The 18,306-nt window shown below is 49.1% G+C and carries 16 protein-coding genes; all 16 read right to left on the reverse strand.

The features are described 5' to 3' along the window. Window positions 1-171: 171 nt before the first annotated feature. Window positions 172-825 (reverse strand): YceH family protein, encoded by a 654-nt coding sequence (locus I6L32_RS20545; protein WP_039040218.1) that lies wholly within the window; start codon window positions 823-825, stop codon window positions 172-174. Window positions 826-1,088: 263 nt separating this feature from the next. Then, window positions 1,089-2,738 (reverse strand): PglL family O-oligosaccharyltransferase, encoded by a 1,650-nt coding sequence (locus tag I6L32_RS20550; RefSeq protein ID WP_254203862.1) that lies wholly within the window; start codon window positions 2,736-2,738, stop codon window positions 1,089-1,091. A 156-nt stretch (window positions 2,739-2,894) separates the two neighbouring features. After that, on the reverse strand, window positions 2,895-4,979 hold the full coding sequence (locus I6L32_RS20555; RefSeq protein ID WP_216944413.1) for a YjbH domain-containing protein: 2,085 nt from the start codon (window positions 4,977-4,979) through the stop codon (window positions 2,895-2,897). Next, complete coding sequence (locus tag I6L32_RS20560) at window positions 4,976-5,731, reverse strand: capsule biosynthesis GfcC family protein (RefSeq protein WP_216944414.1); 756 nt, start codon at window positions 5,729-5,731, stop codon at window positions 4,976-4,978. Before I6L32_RS20560 ends, I6L32_RS20555 begins: the two co-directional genes overlap by 4 nt. Continuing rightward, the gene (locus tag I6L32_RS20565) at window positions 5,728-6,399 is read right to left on the reverse strand and encodes a YjbF family lipoprotein (RefSeq protein ID WP_254203905.1); all 672 of its coding nucleotides are present in this window, start codon (window positions 6,397-6,399) and stop codon (window positions 5,728-5,730) included. Before I6L32_RS20565 ends, I6L32_RS20560 begins: the two co-directional genes overlap by 4 nt. A 182-nt stretch (window positions 6,400-6,581) precedes the next feature. Next, entirely contained in the window at window positions 6,582-6,716 is a 135-nt protein-coding gene (locus I6L32_RS23555; protein ID WP_302056391.1) for a hypothetical protein, read from the reverse strand. 160 nt (window positions 6,717-6,876) lie between these two features. Continuing rightward, window positions 6,877-9,054, reverse strand: a complete 2,178-nt coding sequence (locus tag I6L32_RS20570) for a polysaccharide biosynthesis tyrosine autokinase (protein WP_216944416.1) — start codon at window positions 9,052-9,054, stop codon at window positions 6,877-6,879. 55 nt (window positions 9,055-9,109) lie between these two features. Next, window positions 9,110-9,538, reverse strand: coding sequence for a protein tyrosine phosphatase (locus I6L32_RS20575; RefSeq protein WP_113725125.1), 429 nt, complete (start codon window positions 9,536-9,538; stop codon window positions 9,110-9,112). 63 nt (window positions 9,539-9,601) lie between these two features. Beyond that, window positions 9,602-10,717, reverse strand: coding sequence for a polysaccharide export protein (locus I6L32_RS20580; RefSeq protein WP_302056392.1), 1,116 nt, complete (start codon window positions 10,715-10,717; stop codon window positions 9,602-9,604). Window positions 10,718-11,039: 322 nt separating this feature from the next. Next, window positions 11,040-12,206: a nucleotide sugar dehydrogenase gene (locus I6L32_RS20585; protein WP_216944418.1), complete on the reverse strand. Its 1,167-nt coding sequence runs from the start codon at window positions 12,204-12,206 to the stop codon at window positions 11,040-11,042. A 12-nt stretch (window positions 12,207-12,218) separates the two neighbouring features. After that, window positions 12,219-13,232, reverse strand: coding sequence for an NAD-dependent epimerase (locus I6L32_RS20590; RefSeq protein ID WP_216944419.1), 1,014 nt, complete (start codon window positions 13,230-13,232; stop codon window positions 12,219-12,221). 1 nt (window position 13,233) lies between these two features. Continuing rightward, on the reverse strand, window positions 13,234-14,355 hold the full coding sequence (locus tag I6L32_RS20595; RefSeq protein ID WP_216944420.1) for a glycosyltransferase family 4 protein: 1,122 nt from the start codon (window positions 14,353-14,355) through the stop codon (window positions 13,234-13,236). A 14-nt stretch (window positions 14,356-14,369) separates the two neighbouring features. Then, window positions 14,370-15,230, reverse strand: a complete 861-nt coding sequence (locus I6L32_RS20600) for an ATP-grasp fold amidoligase family protein (RefSeq protein ID WP_210557116.1) — start codon at window positions 15,228-15,230, stop codon at window positions 14,370-14,372. 127 nt (window positions 15,231-15,357) lie between these two features. After that, entirely contained in the window at window positions 15,358-16,461 is a 1,104-nt protein-coding gene (locus I6L32_RS20605; protein ID WP_254203863.1) for a glycosyltransferase, read from the reverse strand. A 20-nt stretch (window positions 16,462-16,481) separates the two neighbouring features. Continuing rightward, window positions 16,482-17,264: a glycosyltransferase family 2 protein gene (locus I6L32_RS20610; protein ID WP_216944421.1), complete on the reverse strand. Its 783-nt coding sequence runs from the start codon at window positions 17,262-17,264 to the stop codon at window positions 16,482-16,484. Further along, entirely contained in the window at window positions 17,224-18,282 is a 1,059-nt protein-coding gene (locus I6L32_RS20615) for a hypothetical protein (RefSeq protein WP_216944422.1), read from the reverse strand. The genes I6L32_RS20610 and I6L32_RS20615 overlap by 41 nt, the downstream gene beginning before the upstream one ends. Window positions 18,283-18,306 lie beyond the last annotated feature (24 nt).

Genomic DNA, 18,306 nt, shown 5'->3' on the forward strand with positions numbered 1-18,306 from the left:
CGGCGGCTCGACCCTTCAGCGCGAAATAGTGCAAAAAAGCTGGCGCCTTTGATGGGTACGCGAGCGACAGGGCTGACAGGGCACTCGCCCCTGCCACCGGGCAACGGGCCGCAGGAGGGGCTCGGTCATCAAAAAAGGCGCCGCAGCGCCTTCTGGAACCAGATTGTTGGCTCAGCCTTCCAGCCGGGCCAGACGGGCTTCCAGCCCCTGCAACTGCCCCTTGAGGTGCTCGACCTCTTCTTCGAGCGCTGCCAGTCTGTCTGCCGCCGGTGACACAAGGTTGCCAGCGGGCGCCGCGTCGGCCAGCGCCTGCAGATCCACCTCGCCACTGAACAGGTGCGCGTAGCGGGATTCCCGCTTGCCCGGCTCACGGGGCAACTTGACCACATAGGGCCCCCGTTCGATGAGGGTGGCCAGCACGGCATCCACTTCGGTCACATCGTCAAAGCTGCACAGCCGGTTGGTGCGCGAACGCAGCTCACCCGGGGTCTGCGGGCCACGCAGCAAGAGTTCGCAGATAATGCCGAGCTCCTGGGCCGAGAACTTCAGCTCGCCGAACTCGGTATTGCAGAAACGATGCTGATAGCGGGGCACCCGGGCGTTGAAACCGGCGGTATTGACCACCAGACGGCGGCGGATCAGCTCGTCGATCACGGCACGAATATCCAGCTCGGCGAGCTCCAGCACGGGTTCCCGGTTGCTCTTCTGGTTGCAGGCATTGACCAGTGCATTGAGCGAGAGAGGGTACTGATCCGGCGTGCAGATCTCTTTCTCAATCAGGCAGCCGATCACGCGGGCCTCTAATGGGCCTAGTACTATCTCCATGTCATACTCCCTTGCCAAACAAGACGTTAAGACGGTTATCTTAACCAAGGCGCTTGCGCCGTCCAGCAGATAACCCCATTTTTGCGAGCCGATGAAACCCTTGCTGCAACCTTGTACAGCAAAACGGTCGCGGTGCGCGGGCGAGGTGAACGGATGGCCGGGAACCTCTTTGGCAACCAGCCCCCTCCCACTTCAACGAGGCGGGCACAAAAACCATCACGGCCGCAAAGGCGGCCGTGATGGTAGACAGGTTGAGACGGCCCTCACGAAGAGGGCTTGCGCTCCAGGGTCGCGGCCACCTTTCTTGCGGCCGACACAGTGAGCAAAGGCTCACCCGGATAGAGCATCAGGGCGCTTGCCCGCAGGTTGTCCGCCTCCGCCGTGCGCCCGAGGGCATTGAGGGCAATCACCATGTTGGCGTAGATGTTGGCCCTCGGGGTATGGCGCACAAAGGCCTGCCCCCAGTCGAGGTAGGCTTCAAGCTCCGCCTTGTTGTTGGCCTGCAGACCGACCATGAGGCGCACCGCGTTCACGTCGAACTCCACCCGGGTCAGCCAGGCCATGGGGTTGACGATGTCGAGCAGGAGCGCAGGCTGCTTGTAACCGCCCCGCTCATACTTGGTCACCACCCAGGCGGTATGCATGGCGGTTAGCATGAAGGGGATGACGATCAGGGGAATGGCGATGGCCATGAAGCGCAGCAGCAACCAGGGGCGGCACAGATGGTCGCGCCAGTTGCCGTGGCCTTGCTCCTCCACCTCCGCATCCATCGCATACAGGAGCAGCAGCAGCGCCCACCACAGGGCGATGGCGTGGTAGAAGGGGTACTCGGTCTGGGTGTGCAGCAAGATGGGGGTCACCAGCGCAAGCAAGGCGGCGCCCTTGACCCAGCCCGCCCGGCTCAGACGCCACAGCAGGGCACCGCCCATCAGCACCATGCCCAGCATGGGGGCCAGGCCCCCTTCCACCGCCCAGTAGAGAAACTCGTTGTGGGGGTGATCCAGGTTGTACTCGATCTGTACCATGGCCGGATTCAGCGCCTTGTCGGCCATGTAGTGATGGAGAAACACCGATTCGAAGCTGCCATAGCCCCAACCGGTCCAGGGCATCTGAGCAATCAGCTTGGCGGCATAGGGCCAGTAGATGGAGCGCATGCCACCTGATTGGTAGATCTCGAGCCCTCGTCTTGCTCCAGCCATCAGGTATTGCGAAGCCAGCCCGATCAAGATGCCCAGCGCTACCAGCGCGAGCATCCTGCCCAGCAGCCGCTCACGACCCAACTGGGCAGACAGCAACAAGAGAGCCATCATGCCGCCCAGTTGCCCGACCCGCGATTGCAAGATGACCAGCAGCAGAGAAGTGGCCAGGATCACCCCATAGCGCAGCCCCTTGAGCCAGGGGTTGGCATCACCGCGCAGCTCCAGCCAGATGGCCAGTGACAGGCCGGTCGCCATGAAGCTCGCCATCACGTTGGGTTGCTGGAAGATGCCATAGGGGCGGTTGGTCTGGGTGTCGTACCCAATCCAGTTGCCCGGCACCAGCAGGTAATACTGCACCAGGCCGAGCAGCGCCTCGATGGCAACGGCCCCCAGCAGCAGATAGAGCAGCCTGTCTCGCGCCTCGCGGCCGAATCGCCACTGATAGAGGCTTGCCAGAAACAGCAGGCCGGCAAACAGCCCCAGCAGCCGGGGAATGGCATAGTCCTTGAGCTCGAATCCCGGATAGGCCATGGGCAGCAACAACAAGATCCCCCCCAGCCACTGGGCCGTCAGCAGCGGCGAGACCACCAGTCGCTGGCTGAGGGTCACATACCACAGCCCCAGCGCCATCACCAGGCTAGCGAAGATCCAGCCCCAGGCATTGAACGGCAGATAGAGCCCTGCCCCGCCCGGGTTGTGCATGAAAAAATGCATGCCAAGCAACCAGTACAAGACTGATGTTCCCCAAAAAACCTTATGAACCAAACTGCACTCTCTTCCCATTTATGCCTCATCATGCATAAAAAAAGCCGTGACAGTAAAAACACTATCACGGCTCATTAGACTAACGAATCAATACCGATAAGAGCCTTACAACGGCAAACGTTCAGTCATGTCATACAAGGTATGGCTTCGGCTGAGCATCTGCCCCCCATCTCTTGTCAGAGGAACCCATCCAATTGTTCCCTTGGATGTTGTGGGACGAATCAACATCAAGTCAAAGGGAATCGTGATGTAGATACCTTTGGTAAAACTGCCTTCCCCATACTCTTCGGCCGACACATCCGTCAAGGTTGCGTATGCCCCCATCACAATCCCGGAGTCAAAGCGCTTGGAGAAATCAAACGTGGCCCCCAGGTCACCAGCCAGATAACGCCCGACAGCTACCTTGGCAGTGACATTGTCCATGAAAGGCAACTGCCAATAGCCAGTCAAGTGACCCGTAGCAACGTCGTAATCAGCCATCTTCAGGGTGTTGTTCCAATCACGCTGCTTGACCCAGTTGGTATCCAGACCCAGAGCCCATGACTGACCGAAAGGACGATAAAGCACCTCTCCCCCGACACCGGCGTACATCATTTCCAGATAGCCGCCGTATGCTTGGCCGTACCACTCCTGACCAAGTTGCTCCATATGTGTTAACTGGAGGTTGTTCAGCAGAATATTGGAAGAGTCGACATACTCTCTCACCCAAGTGCGTACTCTCGGTAACGCATCCGTGTCAGCAGGTGGTGTTTTGTAATTAAATTTGTCGTAATTGTTCGCGATATTGAAGAACAACGTACCCTGTAACCAATCCTTATCGGAAAGACGCAGTTCACTGTTGGCATTAATGCCTATCTGATACATATAAAATGATTCAGGGCCACCAAAAGATTGCGTCAGGGCCGGGTCAAATGAATAAGAGAACCACTCTGGTTCAGATTGGTAACGGAGCGTTCCCTGAACAGGAGCAGGTACTTTTTGATGCTCTTCTACCACTGCCTCCTGCCCAAGAACCTGGGGCTGGTTCGCCTTTCGCACAGAGTCGAGATCAATCACCGTCTCTTGCAACTGGAAATCTCGCTGGCGCTCAATGACTCTCAACTCTTCGACAGTCTCAGGCAGATGATTAATCGCAACCAGAGCAGTACGATCGATCGCTTCTTGCTGGTCCCTATATTTGTGCTGTTGACCCAGCAAGGTTACAGTGGACTGGTCACTATAAAGTGATGCTGTATTCCAACCAGCATTGCTTTCAAACTGTCCTGCCATGACAGGCCAATCAACGTGTGACGAGTCTATCGGGGCCTTTTCAGCGATATACACAGGGCGAGGCTCATCTAAATGATTCTGACGTAAATCATTAAAGTTGGTCCGAAGAGTAACACCCCACATCAGAGTATTTCCCCTCTGATAACTAAGATGAGTGTCCATGTAATCAAACAGACGATAAACAGCACCTATATTGATAGGAGATGAATGATCAATTTTCCCGGCAAATTCATTACTGTAATCATTGCCATCATATTCCAGCTTCAGGCGAAGTGGCTGCCAAGGTGTCTGGTATTCAACACCCCCAAACAAGGCAGCATTACCGTGGAACATATTTTTTGTTTCAAATTTGCCACCACCGCTGGAATAGCCATTATCTCGTGAACACCAATCATTTTTCCACTCGCAAAAAGGATTGGTAATGTTCCCGCTCTCCCCCATATTTCCCCAGCCCATACCAAGGGTGAAATCAAACGGGCCAACACGCTTGCTGCCGACAATGTACTCACTGTCAAACAGCCCGGTCCCCATCAGGTCACGAAAACCCATAGAGAGATTCGGGATCCAGGTAGACTCTTCCAGCAACCTGACTTTGACATCCATGCCCTTGTCTTTGTAAGTCTGGTCGCCACTGAAGTCGGGATTCGCGTTATAAAGACGAGTTCTTACGTCGGTATAACGCAAAGTCGCTTCAAGCCAGTCGAACGGCTGCACTGACATAGACCAGCGACGGTACTGTTCATTATCAACATAATTGACACTGAATTCACCCGTCTTGGCCATTCTGGCGGTTGGCATTTGCAGCAAGCCAACGCCGCCGAAGTCACTTTGTGATGGACCCAACGGTTCAAAAATGTCGGCATCAGCGTGTGTTGCAAAGGATACCAGCAGGGCAATCAGTGAGAGTCTTGGATAGGTCATTTGGGCATCCGATTCGCTAACAACGTCAACATGCGTGTATTCAAGTCTTTATATTGCTCAGGCAGCACACTCGGAGCAAAACCGACAAACAGAGTGGCACCAGGCATGGCTTCGACATGGCGTTCATTCCAGATGGCAACGGGGATCCACTCAGATTTGCCACTGGGGGAAATCAGATACGCGCCGGTGTCATCACTTCCGGACACGCGATCCAGCTTTTTCCAGTACTCTCTCAGCCCTGCCGCAGGCAAAACCGGGGCCTCGCCAGGGCGACCAATCAAGCCGGCCAGATAGATTTGCGAACGGCGAGGGGCAAGATACAGCTGATAATCCCCCTGCAATACGGGGTTGGCACCTGAGGGCGCCAGGCTGATATCCGGATCCACAGGCAATTCGAAACGCCCTGTCAAATGCAACTGCTGCAACTGTTGATTCAACTGTAAAGCGGCATGGGCGAGTTCAACTTCATCATGCTGCTGCCAGTACGTTGCCAGCAATCTGAGATCCTTCAGCACGGCTTGCTGTTGATACTCAATGTCTTTTTGGCGCGCAGGAGTAGAAATATGAGCGACAGGCCAATAATTATCGTACTGAGAGACTGCCGAGTTTAACAACGCGTCACTCAACAGCATGGACTGGGGATGAGTCATTGTTGCTGTCGGTTGACCTTGCCACCAAACAGATACGGACACATCTGCCATAACAGGGGCAGCCCCCAAGGCTGCAAGCAATAAGCTATATATTATTTTCATGATGAATAGGGCTTAAGGAATGTCATTTCGATCATTGGCAAGGAAGGGCCTAATTGCTGCTGGAATTTACGAACTTGACCTGTCTGCTCATCGATCCAGAAATGATTCAGCCATCGCTCTTCATTCGGGGCGGTAACGACATGCTCTTCTACAATCGTCGTTTTATAGGGGCGGTCCATAATATTCAGAACCTCATTGCCCGCCTGCGTGTAATGCATGCTCAAAGGATAGCCACTGGTGTATTTTTTCGACCATTCAGCGACGCTATACCACACCATCGAGGGTGTCTTGTCTAACCGGGAGGTCTTCAGCGGATCCTTCTCCAGGCTTCCCAGATAGCGCAAATCATTTGGCAAACCCACTGTTTTAATCAGGCGCCCATGCTGGGTCACAAACATCACACCATCGGCACTCATCCATGACATGCGCGAACCATTGACATATGCCAGTACAACCAACGCCTGGGGAAGATCGCCCACCTTGATATAGGCACTCGCATAGGGTAGCGATCTCAGCTCGGATGAGGTCAGTACAATATCATCAGGCTTGTTGAACACATAACCCAGAGTCTCGATCGTCTGATGGGTCGAGGTGCTGCAGCCAGCCAATAACAATGTGGCTGACCATGCCAATAATCGGGAGGGGAAATAAGATAAATACTGTGCCACGCGCAATACACCATCCATGAGGGATAAGAAGAAAACAAGGCTGCTAAAACAGAGCAGCCTTGTTGAATATTATCGGGTTGAGGTGGTAGTGCTGGTATTGTTGTTGTTGCGGCTGTTGGATTCAGACACAGCAACAGCGGTCACCAGTGCAGCTGCAGCACCCACGGCAACGACGGTGGTAGTCACCCCGGCAGCAGCAGCAGCAGCGCCAGCACCGGCAGCACCACCACCCGCGCCAGTACCGGCAGCACCAGCAGCTTCTTCTGCAGCCATGGCATTAGCAGAAACAGCCAGCAGCGCAGCCAAAACAAACGCACTCTTTTTCATCTTATCTTCCTTTTTGTTGACACAGCTAAAACATAACACTGAGAGGGTCCCCCCAGCCTTATCTAGTATTACTCAAAGGAGGCATCGATTGAACCTGCGATTTCGCCTCCCTGAATATTACCAATCCCTTATCGATTGTCTGCAGCAGGATCAGGCTTTGGTTTTATCGCCATAGCTATATTGATAATATCCGTAATTGCCGTAATAACTGCTGGCTTTCTTTTCTACCGCGTTGAGCAGAATACCCTTGATGACCACACCATTTTGCTCGAAGCGACGAATCGCCACTTCCACCTCTTTCACAGCCGTCTTGGCAAAACGAGCCACCAACAAGGATGCCCCGACATGCTGACCGACGATGGCCGCATCGGTGACCGCCAGGATCGGCGGGGAGTCGACAATGACAAAGTCGTAATGTTCGGCGGCCCAATCCAGCAGCGCTTTGAAGCGAGGATGCATCAGCAATTCTGAGGGGTTGGGCGGCACGGCGCCACGACAAACAAAATCGAGCCCATCAAAGCTGGTCTTGCTGATCACCTGCATCATCTCGCTTTGACCCGCCAGATAGGCGCTCAAGCCCGCCCCCATCTCTTGCCCCATGACTTTTTGCATATAGCCCTTGCGCAAGTCCGCGTCGATGACCAGTACCTTCTTGCCCCCCATGGCCAAGGTGGCAGCAAAGTTGGTAGACACGAAGGTTTTACCGAGACCAGGGCCAGGACCCGAGATCATGACGATGTTGTTTTTGGCCTCCATCATGGCGAAATGCAGGCTGGTACGCAGACTGCGCAGCGACTCCATCGCCAGGTCGGCCGGATTACGGGCGGCCAACAAGGCTTCATTGAGAGCCATCGCTTTTCGACCTTTCTTCTTCTGCTGCTGCTCTATCTTGGCCTGATCTTCGGAATAGGGAATAGTGGCGTAGACGGACAGCCCCATCTCTTCCAACTGTTCGGGGCTCTCGACACCCCGGTGGAATGCAGCGCGCACCAGGATAAGGCCCACTGACAACATGCCTCCAAGCAGCGTCGCCAGCACCACGATCAGCGGCTTCTTCGGCTTGACTGCCCGGGTTTCGACTGCGGCATCATCGATGATACGCACATTACCGATGGTCCCCGCCTTCATGATATTGAGCTCTTGCTGCTTGTTGAGCAGCTGGACGAAGATCTCCTGGCCCACTTGCACATCACGGGTCAATCGCAAGATGTCCTGCTGGGTTTTCGGCAAGCGCTTGATCGACTTGTTGATGTTGTTCTTGGTGTTGATCAGAGTCTGGCGCTTCTCCATCAAGGCGATATAGGCCGGATGCTGACGGGTATAGAGCTGTTGCAGCTCAGCTTCACGGAAGGTCAACTCATTGAGCTGTTTCTCAATCCCGACCATGGTGTCCAGTGCCGCTTTCGCTTCGAGCGACAGATCAACCGACTCGTTCTGTTGACGATACGTATTGAGCAGCTCTTCCGAACGGTTCAAGTCATCTTTGACCTGGGGTAGATGGGTCTGCAGGAAATCCAGGCTCTTCTGGGCTTCTTCGGTCTTGCGCAGCACGTTCTGCTGGAGATAGTTCTGGCTGATGTTATCGAGCACAGCACGAATACGTCCCTTGTCTTCCCCTTCCAAGGCCAGGGAGATGATCCCGGTATTCTTGCCCTTCTCGCTGACCTGAAGACCACTCTGCAACTCGCCAATCACATCCAGTACCGGCTGTTTCAGCAAGGTAAATACCTGACCATCTTGTGCGGCGACATCGGATAACAGCAAGGTCAGATCATCTTGCTCAAGCAGTTTGCCTACCTGCCCTTCCAGCACTCGACCTTCGACCTCGAGGGTAAAGTGCTTGTCTTCGCCCAGAGTCAAAGTAAGTGGAACGCCGACCAACTCAGGCGCCACCTCAAAACGACTAATCGCCATCTTGGGATAGGGCTGACCCATCAGGCGAGACACACCACGGCCAACCAGCGGGAAGAAATCGGGGGTCACCACGGTATCAAGATGGAGCTCTTGCACTGTGCGGCCAAGCACCATGCGCGAGGTCAAGAGTTCTATCTCGGCGGCGGCATCAGCCTGTTCGCCACCCAGCACATCGGCCATGTCACCGAGAAGAGCGGTGCCGCTGGCCTTTTTTTCCACTTGCAGCAGGGCGTTGGCCTTGAAGACTGGTGTCGCCAGCAAGGCGTAAGCAATACCCATCATCATAAAGAAGCCGGTGATACACACAATCCACCAACGGCCATCGATCAGGTAGCCCAGCAGGCGCCCCAGATCGATCTCATCGTTTTCCACCGCAGCACTATTTTGCCGGGACGAAACAGAAGAAGTCGTCATTACACAGAGTCCATTTTTATTGTCAGATAAACCCGAACACAGGCACAGGCTGTGGTTACAGTTTTTTTACCCAGGCATCGGCCCCACGCACCAGCAGTTGGTAAACGTGCTCGTAGGCTTCCCGGCTGAGGCGATAGGGATCTGGCACCTCGCACTCCCCCAGCCAATGGCCAAAGAGCATGGTCTTGCCGCGGGCGCCAGGATCAATGGCGGTCACGGCGGAAATATGCCCTTTCTCCATGACAAGGATGAGATCGGCCTCCTGACACAACGCGCGGTTAAGCTGACGCGCAACATGCCCTTCCAGCGAGACCCCATGTTGCAGGGCTACGTCGCTAGCGACCTGATCGGCAGGCTTGTCGACCAGGGCGCTCACTCCGGCAGAACGGATATCACGGCCGGGCAAACGCTCCCGCAGCAGACGCTCACCCGTCGGGGAACGACATATATTGCCCACACACACGACGAGAATTTTCTCAAACATATTACTGTCACTCTTTCATCTTCAACCCGATGCCAAGGGCCCCGAGTCAATATCCATTGAGCGTTACCAGTTGCGAACCCGCAACATACCTTCGGTCAGCTCGTTAAATCCGTTGATGGAGGGCACCAGTTGACTCAACACGCGGTTCCAGCGCGTCACAGGTGCGGTTGTCACATACACAACGTCATAGGGTTGCAACGCAAACTCTGTCCCCATCACCAGCGCAGTGGCGTCACTCAAATCAAGTTGATAGATGGCGGCTTTCTGCTGTGACTTGCCTGCCGGGCGCAATACGAAAATCCCTGTGGCATTGGCAGCATTCTGGTTCAAGCCCTCGGCACTGCTCAGGGCTTCCGTCAGGCTCATTCCCTCACGACCAATGGTCAAGGTTGAAGCCTTGTTGACTTCCCCCATGACAAACACTTTCTGGGCATCATTGCGCGGCACATAGAGCATGTCGCCATCGCGCATCAGCTGGTTGTGAGAGAGGTCGCCATACTGCAAGAGATCCTGCAGCGACAGCGGGTATTCCTTGCCGTGGCGAGTCAGGACCACATGATGCCAATCTGCCGTCGGGCTCAAGCCCCCGGCCAGATTGAAGGCATCGAGCAGCGTCATCGGCACATTGGTGATGGGCTGCGCGCCAGGTTTGGCTACTTCGCCGGAGATGTAGACCTTCTGAGACCGGAAAGCGGCAATGCTGACATCGACCTGTGGGCTTTGAATAAACTGAGCCAACCGCTTGGCAATATCCACACGGATTTCAGATACAGTTTTTCCCACCACGGCGACCTTGCCGATATAGGGGTAGAAGATGGAGCCATCTGCGTGTACCCAGTTACCCGCCTCGCTCGCGCTGCGGTAGGAGCCGGCAGGAATGGTCAACTCCGGGTGATCCCACACCGTCACATTGAGGATGTCGCCAACCCCGATACGGTACTCATAACTGCTGATCTGGCGATTGAGCTCAGGGTTGGCCTTGCCCACCACAGGCGCCTTGCGCAACTCGCTGACCAGTGCTGGCGTCACCGGGTAGACATCGGCCAGTTGATCAACATCAACCGTTCCGGTAGCCACCTCGGTCTTGCCGCTGGTTGAAAGATTGGTACCCGGCACCACAGTACATGCACTGAGCAGAGCCACGGCCGACAACAGAGGGATGAGCTGAATCCTTTTCACTTCCACACCTTATTTAGCTTGCCATCAAAAACTGACTGGAAAAAATCGCCGTATGATAGCGGAGTTCAGGGAAAATCATGAGGAATATTTACCAAGAAAAACGGATAGATCGTCTGAAGACACAAGGCATCAAGCACGAAGTAACCACATGCATAACATGCCCATCAACAACCCCCAACCCTATCGCTTCATATATCGGGTCATGACCCTGCCTGGTCCAGTGGCAGGGTGCCATGATGAAAACATGATGGACGACCCAATATGAGCGACCTTGATAAACGCGCCATGACAGACTGCCCCAAAGGGCAGCCTGTGTCAGGGATTAATCACTACCAAACAGATCGCGGGTATATACCTTGTCCATGATATCACTCAGCTCATCGACCATGCGGTTTGCCAGAATCACATCGCAGCTTGCTTTAAATTCTGCAAGATCAGTCATTACCCGGGAATGGAAGAATTCGGATTCTGTCAGACTAGGTTCATAGACCACCAGTTCAATGCCTTTGGCCTTGATCCGTTTCATGACCCCTTGAATGGCAGACGCACGGAAATTGTCCGACCCCGCTTTCATCACCAGTCGATAAACACCGACACGGGATGGATTTTTACGGATCACCGAATCGGCAATGAAATCCTTGCGTGTTGTGTTGGAGTCCACAATGGCACGGATCAAGTTATTGGGAACCTTGTTGTAGTTCGCCAACAACTGCTTGGTATCTTTTGGCAGGCAATAGCCACCATAGCCAAAAGAAGGGTTGTTGTAGTGGCTGCCAATACGTGGGTCGAGGCCGATGCCATCAATCACCTGACGACTGTCCAGCCCATGCAGTTGGGCATAGGTATCGAGCTCGTTGAAAAATGCCACTCGCATCGCAAGGTAGGTATTGGCAAACAGCTTGATCGCCTCTGCTTCTGTGCTGTCAGTGAAAAGCACCGGCACATCTTGCTTGATGGCGCCTTCCAGCAGCAGGTTGGCAAATACCTGAGCCCGCTCTGAACGCTCCCCCACTACGATGCGCGAAGGATGCAGGTTGTCATAAAGTGCGCGCCCTTCACGCAAAAATTCTGGTGAGAAAATCAGATTGGCACATCCCAACTCCTCCCGCAGCCGAGCAGTAAAGCCCACCGGAATCGTCGATTTGATCACCATGACTGCATCAGGATTGATGGCCATCACATCCTTGACCACGGACTCCACGGTACTGGTGTTGAAATAATTGGTCTCTGGATCATAATCGGTCGGCGTGGCAATGATGACAAAGGCAGCGCCCTGATAAGCCGCCTCTTTATCCAGCGTGGCACGCAGATTCAAATCTCGGCTGGCCAGATAGCTTTCTATCTCTTTATCCACGATGGGAGAGCGGCCCTGATTGATCATCTCGACCTTGCTGGCAATCACATCAACGGCCACCACCTCATGGTGCTGTGCCAGCAATACCGCATTGGACAAACCGACATAACCCGTACCACAAATCGCAATTTTCACAACAAACCTCGCTTACCGCTGCGCGTTATAATAGTTTTTATACCATTCGACAAAGGCCTGAACCCCTTTCTCAACAGACATGACAGGACGATACCCTGTTGCTTCGAAGAAATCTTCGGTGTCAGCCCAAGTGGCATACACATCACCAGCCTGCATAGGCAACATATTTTTGATGGCTTCAATGCCCAACGCCTTTTCCAGGGCATCGATAAAGTCCATCAATTTGACCGGGCTGCCATTACCGATATTGAAGATACGATAAGGGGCACTGCTGTCTGCGGGTGAACCTTGCTCGGATTGCCAGTCAGGATTGGCAACCGGTACCACATCGGCAATGCGCAAGATACCCTCAACAATATCGTCGATATAGGTAAAGTCACGGCTCAGCTGGCCATTGTTATAAACATCGATAGGCTTCCCAGCCAGCATGGCCTTGGTGAACTTGAACAGCGCCATGTCAGGGCGACCCCATGGTCCATAGACGGTGAAAAAGCGCAGACCTGTGGTTGGAATGCCGTACAGATGGGAATAGGTGTGCGCCATCATCTCATTGGCTTTTTTCGACGCGGCATAGAGTGAGACGGGGTGATCGACCGCATCTTGGGTGGCAAACGGCATTTTTCCGTTCATGCCATACACAGAGCTGGAAGAGGCATAGACCAGATGCTTGACACCGTTGTGACGGCACCCTTCGAGAATGGCAAGGTGACCCACCAGATTGCTGTCTGCATAGGCAAAAGGATTCTCAAGGGAATAGCGCACCCCGGCTTGCGCCGCCAGATGGATGACCCGATCGAAATGTTCTTTAACAAACAGTTCCGCCATTGCCTCGCGATCGGCCAGATCAATTTTACGAAACACAAAATTGCTTTCATCCGCCAGTCTGGCAAGACGGCTCTCTTTTAATGAGACTTCGTAATAATCATTCAGATTATCGATACCGATAACAGTATGGCCTTGCTGACAAAGACGCTGACTGACAGCACTACCAATAAATCCTGCTGCACCTGTGACTAAATACTTCATATTACGACTCCAATAACACATGTTGATACCGCGCAAGGACTAAAGCTTCACTAAAATTATTTACCATATAATTACGACTAGCGAGCCCCATTTCATGACGTTCTCTCATGTCAAGTTCAACTATTTTTTTCATCGCATCAAACAGTGCAACACTGCTACGTGGTGAAATCAAATATCCATTCACCCCATCAATGACAGTTTCACGACAACCAACAGAATCGGTAGTAATCAGTGGCAAACCACAGCTACCAGCTTCCAACAATGAGCGCGGTACACCTTCACGATAATAGCTTGGCAAGATAAAGCAATCGGCATTATGCAAAACGGCCACTACATTATCTGTGGTACCTAAATACTCGATAGTTCCATTGCGACAGGCTTCATCAAGTTCAACTTTAGGCAGTTCTGCTGCAGTGCCACCATGTTTTCCCAGTACTTGAAAGGTACAGTGCGGGTAAATGGCTTTTAGTTGGCTAGCGGCGCTAATGTATTCCCGAATGCCTTTTTCAAGTAAAAGTCTGGCAGAGAACAAAAACACAAAAGACGGCGAAGCAGAATCTCTTGCATCCCGTGGTATTGTTTGTTTACAAGTAAAGCGGTTGATATCAACACCAGAACCAGGCAGGACACTATAATGAATATTATTTAACAAGCCTGATTCTAAAAAAAGAGTTAGATCATCTTTATTTTGAAAAAATACATGCTGGCTTTGACTTAAACCGATCCGATAAAGCAATTGCATTACGCTTTGCAGTAAACCAGAACGGGAAAAAGTGCGACCAAGGCCTGCAATATTGTTGATGACTTTGCAACCGATAAGCCCAGCAATAAAACCACCATAAATATTCGGTTTGGCAGTGAAACCAAAATAATAGTCGGGTTTAATTTTGTTTAGCAGTTTCCAGTACGCCAGCAATGTGGCGATATCTTGAAAAGGAGCGATAGAGCTGGATACCATATCAATCTCATGAACAATAAAGCCCATATCTCGCAGCTTGTCGCTATATAGATCTTTGGGGGCGATGATTTCAACTTGATGACTTTTTTCAAAAAAACGGGCAAGCTCAAGCCGGAAATTAAATATACTCCAACAGGTGTTAGAAGAAATAACAATTTTAGACATGATTTTCTCTTGAGCTATTTCCATAACTGACCTAACTTGATATCATTTTCTTTTGTGTTTAACTTATCCCACCCACTGGCCGGGCAAAATGTCATTTCACCAAAATAAATCTTTCCTTCTACATTAAACAAATCAACTCGAACATATTCAAAACCCTCAGACAGTTTATCGACCAAGACTATCATTTCACGAAAGTTATCTGGGAGTTTTATTTTTTCAGGGCCATAATTATAACCAGCAAACTGAATTTCCGACTTTGTGCCATTGATATCATATAAAGTTTTAGTGCATCTTGCTGTATTGTACTCTGAATTAATCTGTAAAAGATAAAATGAATCACCATTATTACTAAAGCGATGAAACTTATAATCCAGCAACGGTGTTCCATCTGCGTTTGAGAGCAATTGTTCGACTAAGATAGAGGGTTTCTCTATATCATAAAAGAGTTCATCTACCTTTGATCCAAGTTTGATACCAAGATAGTCATTAAATCGACTGACAACCTTATCTATCACGAGTTCTTTTTTTTCATCAACTACTAAAACATTATTACCGCCGCCGCCATGGCTCGATTTCAATACAAATTGATTTGGCAAGCTTTTAAAGTCATCAATTGAAATACTGTCTTTACATAAAAAAAGAGGAACGAGATACATTTCACCAATACGCTCTCTTACGATATCTCTTACTGTGAACTTATCAACGAACTTTGAAAAAATTACAGGATCAACACAAAATTTTCTATGAATTATTTTTTCTGAGAATGTCAGCGGTTCACTTATATTTAATAAGTACCTATGAGTAATAAAAAAACGGATATAGGTATAAAGCTTTGAACCAAGAATAAACCTTAAAAAATCTCTTATTAAGTACATGAAAACTCCTTGAAATAGATAAAGGGATAAATAAAATAGAAAAACATGAAGTTTAAGATAAAAATTAAAGAATCATTATCTCACTTAATTTAATTTTAATTTAATTAAGGAAATTCACCTGGTGTATTTAGCACATATTAGACGAATCACGATAAAATTCGATCCAGTTTTCGGCTTGGGCTTTTAGCGAATATCGTTCAACAATGCGCCGTCGAGCTGAGTAACCTTGGGCCTGTGCTTGCTCGGCAGTCAAAGATAAAGCCACACTCAACGCATTAGCTAATGCAATGCTGTTGACGGGAGGGATCAAGATGCCACACTGGCCAACTACCTCCTTAACACCACCGCAGTCAGTTGCAACCACGATACGTTCACAAGCCATCGCTTCTGCAACCACTAACCCGAAACCTTCCCATGCAGATGACAGCACAAACACATCAGCAGCACTCATCCATTCGCTAACATTACGCTGCAAGCCTAAGAAACGAACACGATCACTCAACCCCAACTTGGCCACCATAGTGGTCAATGTGGGCAAATCCTCACCAGTGCCGATGATAGCCAAATTTGCTGGATTACCTACTTCAACCAATTGCTGAAATGCGTTAAATAAGTTGGGGTAGTCTTTTTGTTGAGTTAAACGGCCAACCGCCAACAGCAGCGGAGTTTTTTCATCGATATTTAATTCATCCCGTAATCTAGCCCGACTACTAGCATTAAATACGAACTGCTCTGTATTAATACCGTTATACATAGGATACATACGGCCAGGCTTTACAGCACCCCACGCGACAAATGCATCAACCGCCTCTTGACTAACATTAGTACTGATATCACACAAATGATCTGTCAAACGATAAGCTAACATTCGCACTCGCCCACCTTCTGTAGTGCAATGAGCAGTGCAAATTAATTTTGGAATTGACATGGTGAAACGCAGCAAGCGGGCAAACAGATTGGCGTGCACCATATGGCTATGCACCACATCTGGCTTAAATTGCTTGATTAACTGCCGCGCTTTCCAATAGGCTTTAATAAACCCCAAGGGAGTTTTAGCCATATTAAGCTCTTCGATTTTAATATTGACCGATTGCGGACGGTTAACCGTGTCGCCGGTCATGGAGATTAACAAAACCGAGTGCCCTTTATTGGCAAATTGATCGGCCAAGTCACAAACTTGCCGCTCAGCCCCGCCCATACCAAGGCCGGTAATGATAAGTAATATTTTCATTTACACTCAATAAAAAGATTTTATTTAGAAAATGTCAAACCAGATGCCAAATAAAGTGCAGTAATAAATCTAACTATTTTAAATTCCTTAGGATACCTTTTAGATAAGATAACATTATGTCCTCTAAAAGAATTTCTTAATCGGCGCAAAACTGGCATCAGTCTATATTTGTTATTTGATTTTTCTGTTCCGCCACCGACATGCTCAACTGACAATTTTGTTAGCAGAATATTGGAGCCACCACTCTCTTTATTTCTCAAACACAAATCTAAATCTTCGGCATAGAGAAATACTTTTTCATCGAATCCGCCAAGTGCATAGAATCTTTGCTTTGACATCAACATGCATGCACCAGATACCAAGGTCACTGGTAACTCATCAACCAGCATGAGATCATATGAAATATGCCTTCGCTCATATATTAAAAATGGTATATTGCTTTTTGAAATATCAGATTGCAAACCTCTTCTGACACGAACACCATAAATATAATTTTGATCAAATTGCTTCGTAGCAGTAAAGAGGTCATCAATAAAATTTATAGATAAAATGACATCTGGATTTAAAAAAAGAATCTTTTCATAGGTCGCTACTTGTACACCTAGATTACATGCACGCCCAAATCCAACATTACCGTTACCCGAGATAACTTTAGTGAATTTACAAACACGATTAAAGTCATCACTGTTATCAACAACAATATATTCAACTTTATTTAAACCAGAAAGTATACGCTCGATATTATTTATGCTATTTGTAGCTCTATAGTTTACTGTTATTATTGTCAAGCCTATATGATTCATTTTTTAAAATCCTTATTTTACTCGTATATATCACATTAAATAACACGCCAATACCAATCCCAACAATAACTCTAGTGGTCGAATTGAAAGTTCCTAAGGATAGTAATAACACTATTTTTAAATATATGATATATACATATGGGTTAATTTTATCAATTAAAGAAAGATGTCTCAGCGGCCAAACATAGAAAATGAAAAATAGGCAAGAAAAAAACGTACCACTTGTAATAAAAACTCTCATTAAAACAGCGTGAGGATCGTTTGGCGTTTCGCCATAAATACCGGCAAATTTATAATCATTAACACCGTAAATAAATGAATCAACCCCAGGGCCAACAAAAAAGTATTTCAATAAATTATCGAAACACCACATTATCATACTAGAACGCTCAACATTACTTAATGATATGGGTAAACCACTACTCTCGGCAAACTTATAATAAAAAATCATGCCGCCTATATAAATGAAAGGTGTGAACACCAGCCAGTATATAAATTTCTTTTTTACTTTCTCTGGTAATACATATATATATATAAAGAACAACAATGAAAATACAGCAGCAGATCTTGACGAAAAATAAACACCCTGTGATATTTCTAGAAAAATCAAAAAACTAATTCCGAAAATGTTAACTTTTTGACTTTGTTCATTTCCATGATTTTTAGCTAAGAAAAATACTGCATAAATAAATATAAACTGAATCTGCGTAGTTTTTATATAGCCAGAAATAAATAATATGTCAGCAATGCTTGTAAATAGTAAAAAAACAAACAACACCCACAAAGACTGCTTAGGGTATGAATAGGCGACAATTATAAATACTAAAAGTATTAGTGTTTTCGATGAGTCTAAAAAACCATACTCATAAATATTAAAAACACTAAATGTAATATATATTATAAATACTGAAACTAGGGATTTTTTTACTTTGACTACATTATCCTTCCTACAACCATAAACAAACATTAGCACTAGTGAAATGAATGAAAAATATTCACCAAAATTTGTTAAGTACATTTTCCGTCTACCATTTTGCAAATA

The organism is Aeromonas sp. FDAARGOS 1402 (genome assembly GCF_019046925.1).
GTDB lineage: Bacteria > Pseudomonadota > Gammaproteobacteria > Enterobacterales > Aeromonadaceae > Aeromonas > Aeromonas caviae.

Excerpts from the sequence above, each read along its gene's own strand:
- I6L32_RS20545 (WP_039040218.1), bottom strand. The coding sequence starts at position 825 with ATGGAGATAGTACTAGGCCCATTAGAGGCCCGCGTGATCGGCTGCCTG.
- I6L32_RS20550 (WP_254203862.1), bottom strand. The coding sequence starts at position 2,738 with ATGCATTTTTTCATGCACAACCCGGGCGGGGCAGGGCTCTATCTGCCG.
- I6L32_RS20555 (WP_216944413.1), bottom strand. The coding sequence starts at position 4,979 with ATGACCTATCCAAGACTCTCACTGATTGCCCTGCTGGTATCCTTTGCA.
- I6L32_RS20560 (WP_216944414.1), bottom strand. The coding sequence starts at position 5,731 with ATGAAAATAATATATAGCTTATTGCTTGCAGCCTTGGGGGCTGCCCCT.
- I6L32_RS20570 (WP_216944416.1), bottom strand. The coding sequence starts at position 9,054 with ATGACGACTTCTTCTGTTTCGTCCCGGCAAAATAGTGCTGCGGTGGAA.
- I6L32_RS20575 (WP_113725125.1), bottom strand. The coding sequence starts at position 9,538 with ATGTTTGAGAAAATTCTCGTCGTGTGTGTGGGCAATATATGTCGTTCC.
- I6L32_RS20590 (WP_216944419.1), bottom strand. The coding sequence starts at position 13,232 with ATGAAGTATTTAGTCACAGGTGCAGCAGGATTTATTGGTAGTGCTGTC.
- I6L32_RS20595 (WP_216944420.1), bottom strand. The coding sequence starts at position 14,355 with ATGTCTAAAATTGTTATTTCTTCTAACACCTGTTGGAGTATATTTAAT.
- I6L32_RS20600 (WP_210557116.1), bottom strand. The coding sequence starts at position 15,230 with ATGTACTTAATAAGAGATTTTTTAAGGTTTATTCTTGGTTCAAAGCTT.
- I6L32_RS20605 (WP_254203863.1), bottom strand. The coding sequence starts at position 16,461 with ATGAAAATATTACTTATCATTACCGGCCTTGGTATGGGCGGGGCTGAG.
- I6L32_RS20610 (WP_216944421.1), bottom strand. The coding sequence starts at position 17,264 with ATGAATCATATAGGCTTGACAATAATAACAGTAAACTATAGAGCTACA.
- I6L32_RS20615 (WP_216944422.1), bottom strand. The coding sequence starts at position 18,282 with ATGTACTTAACAAATTTTGGTGAATATTTTTCATTCATTTCACTAGTG.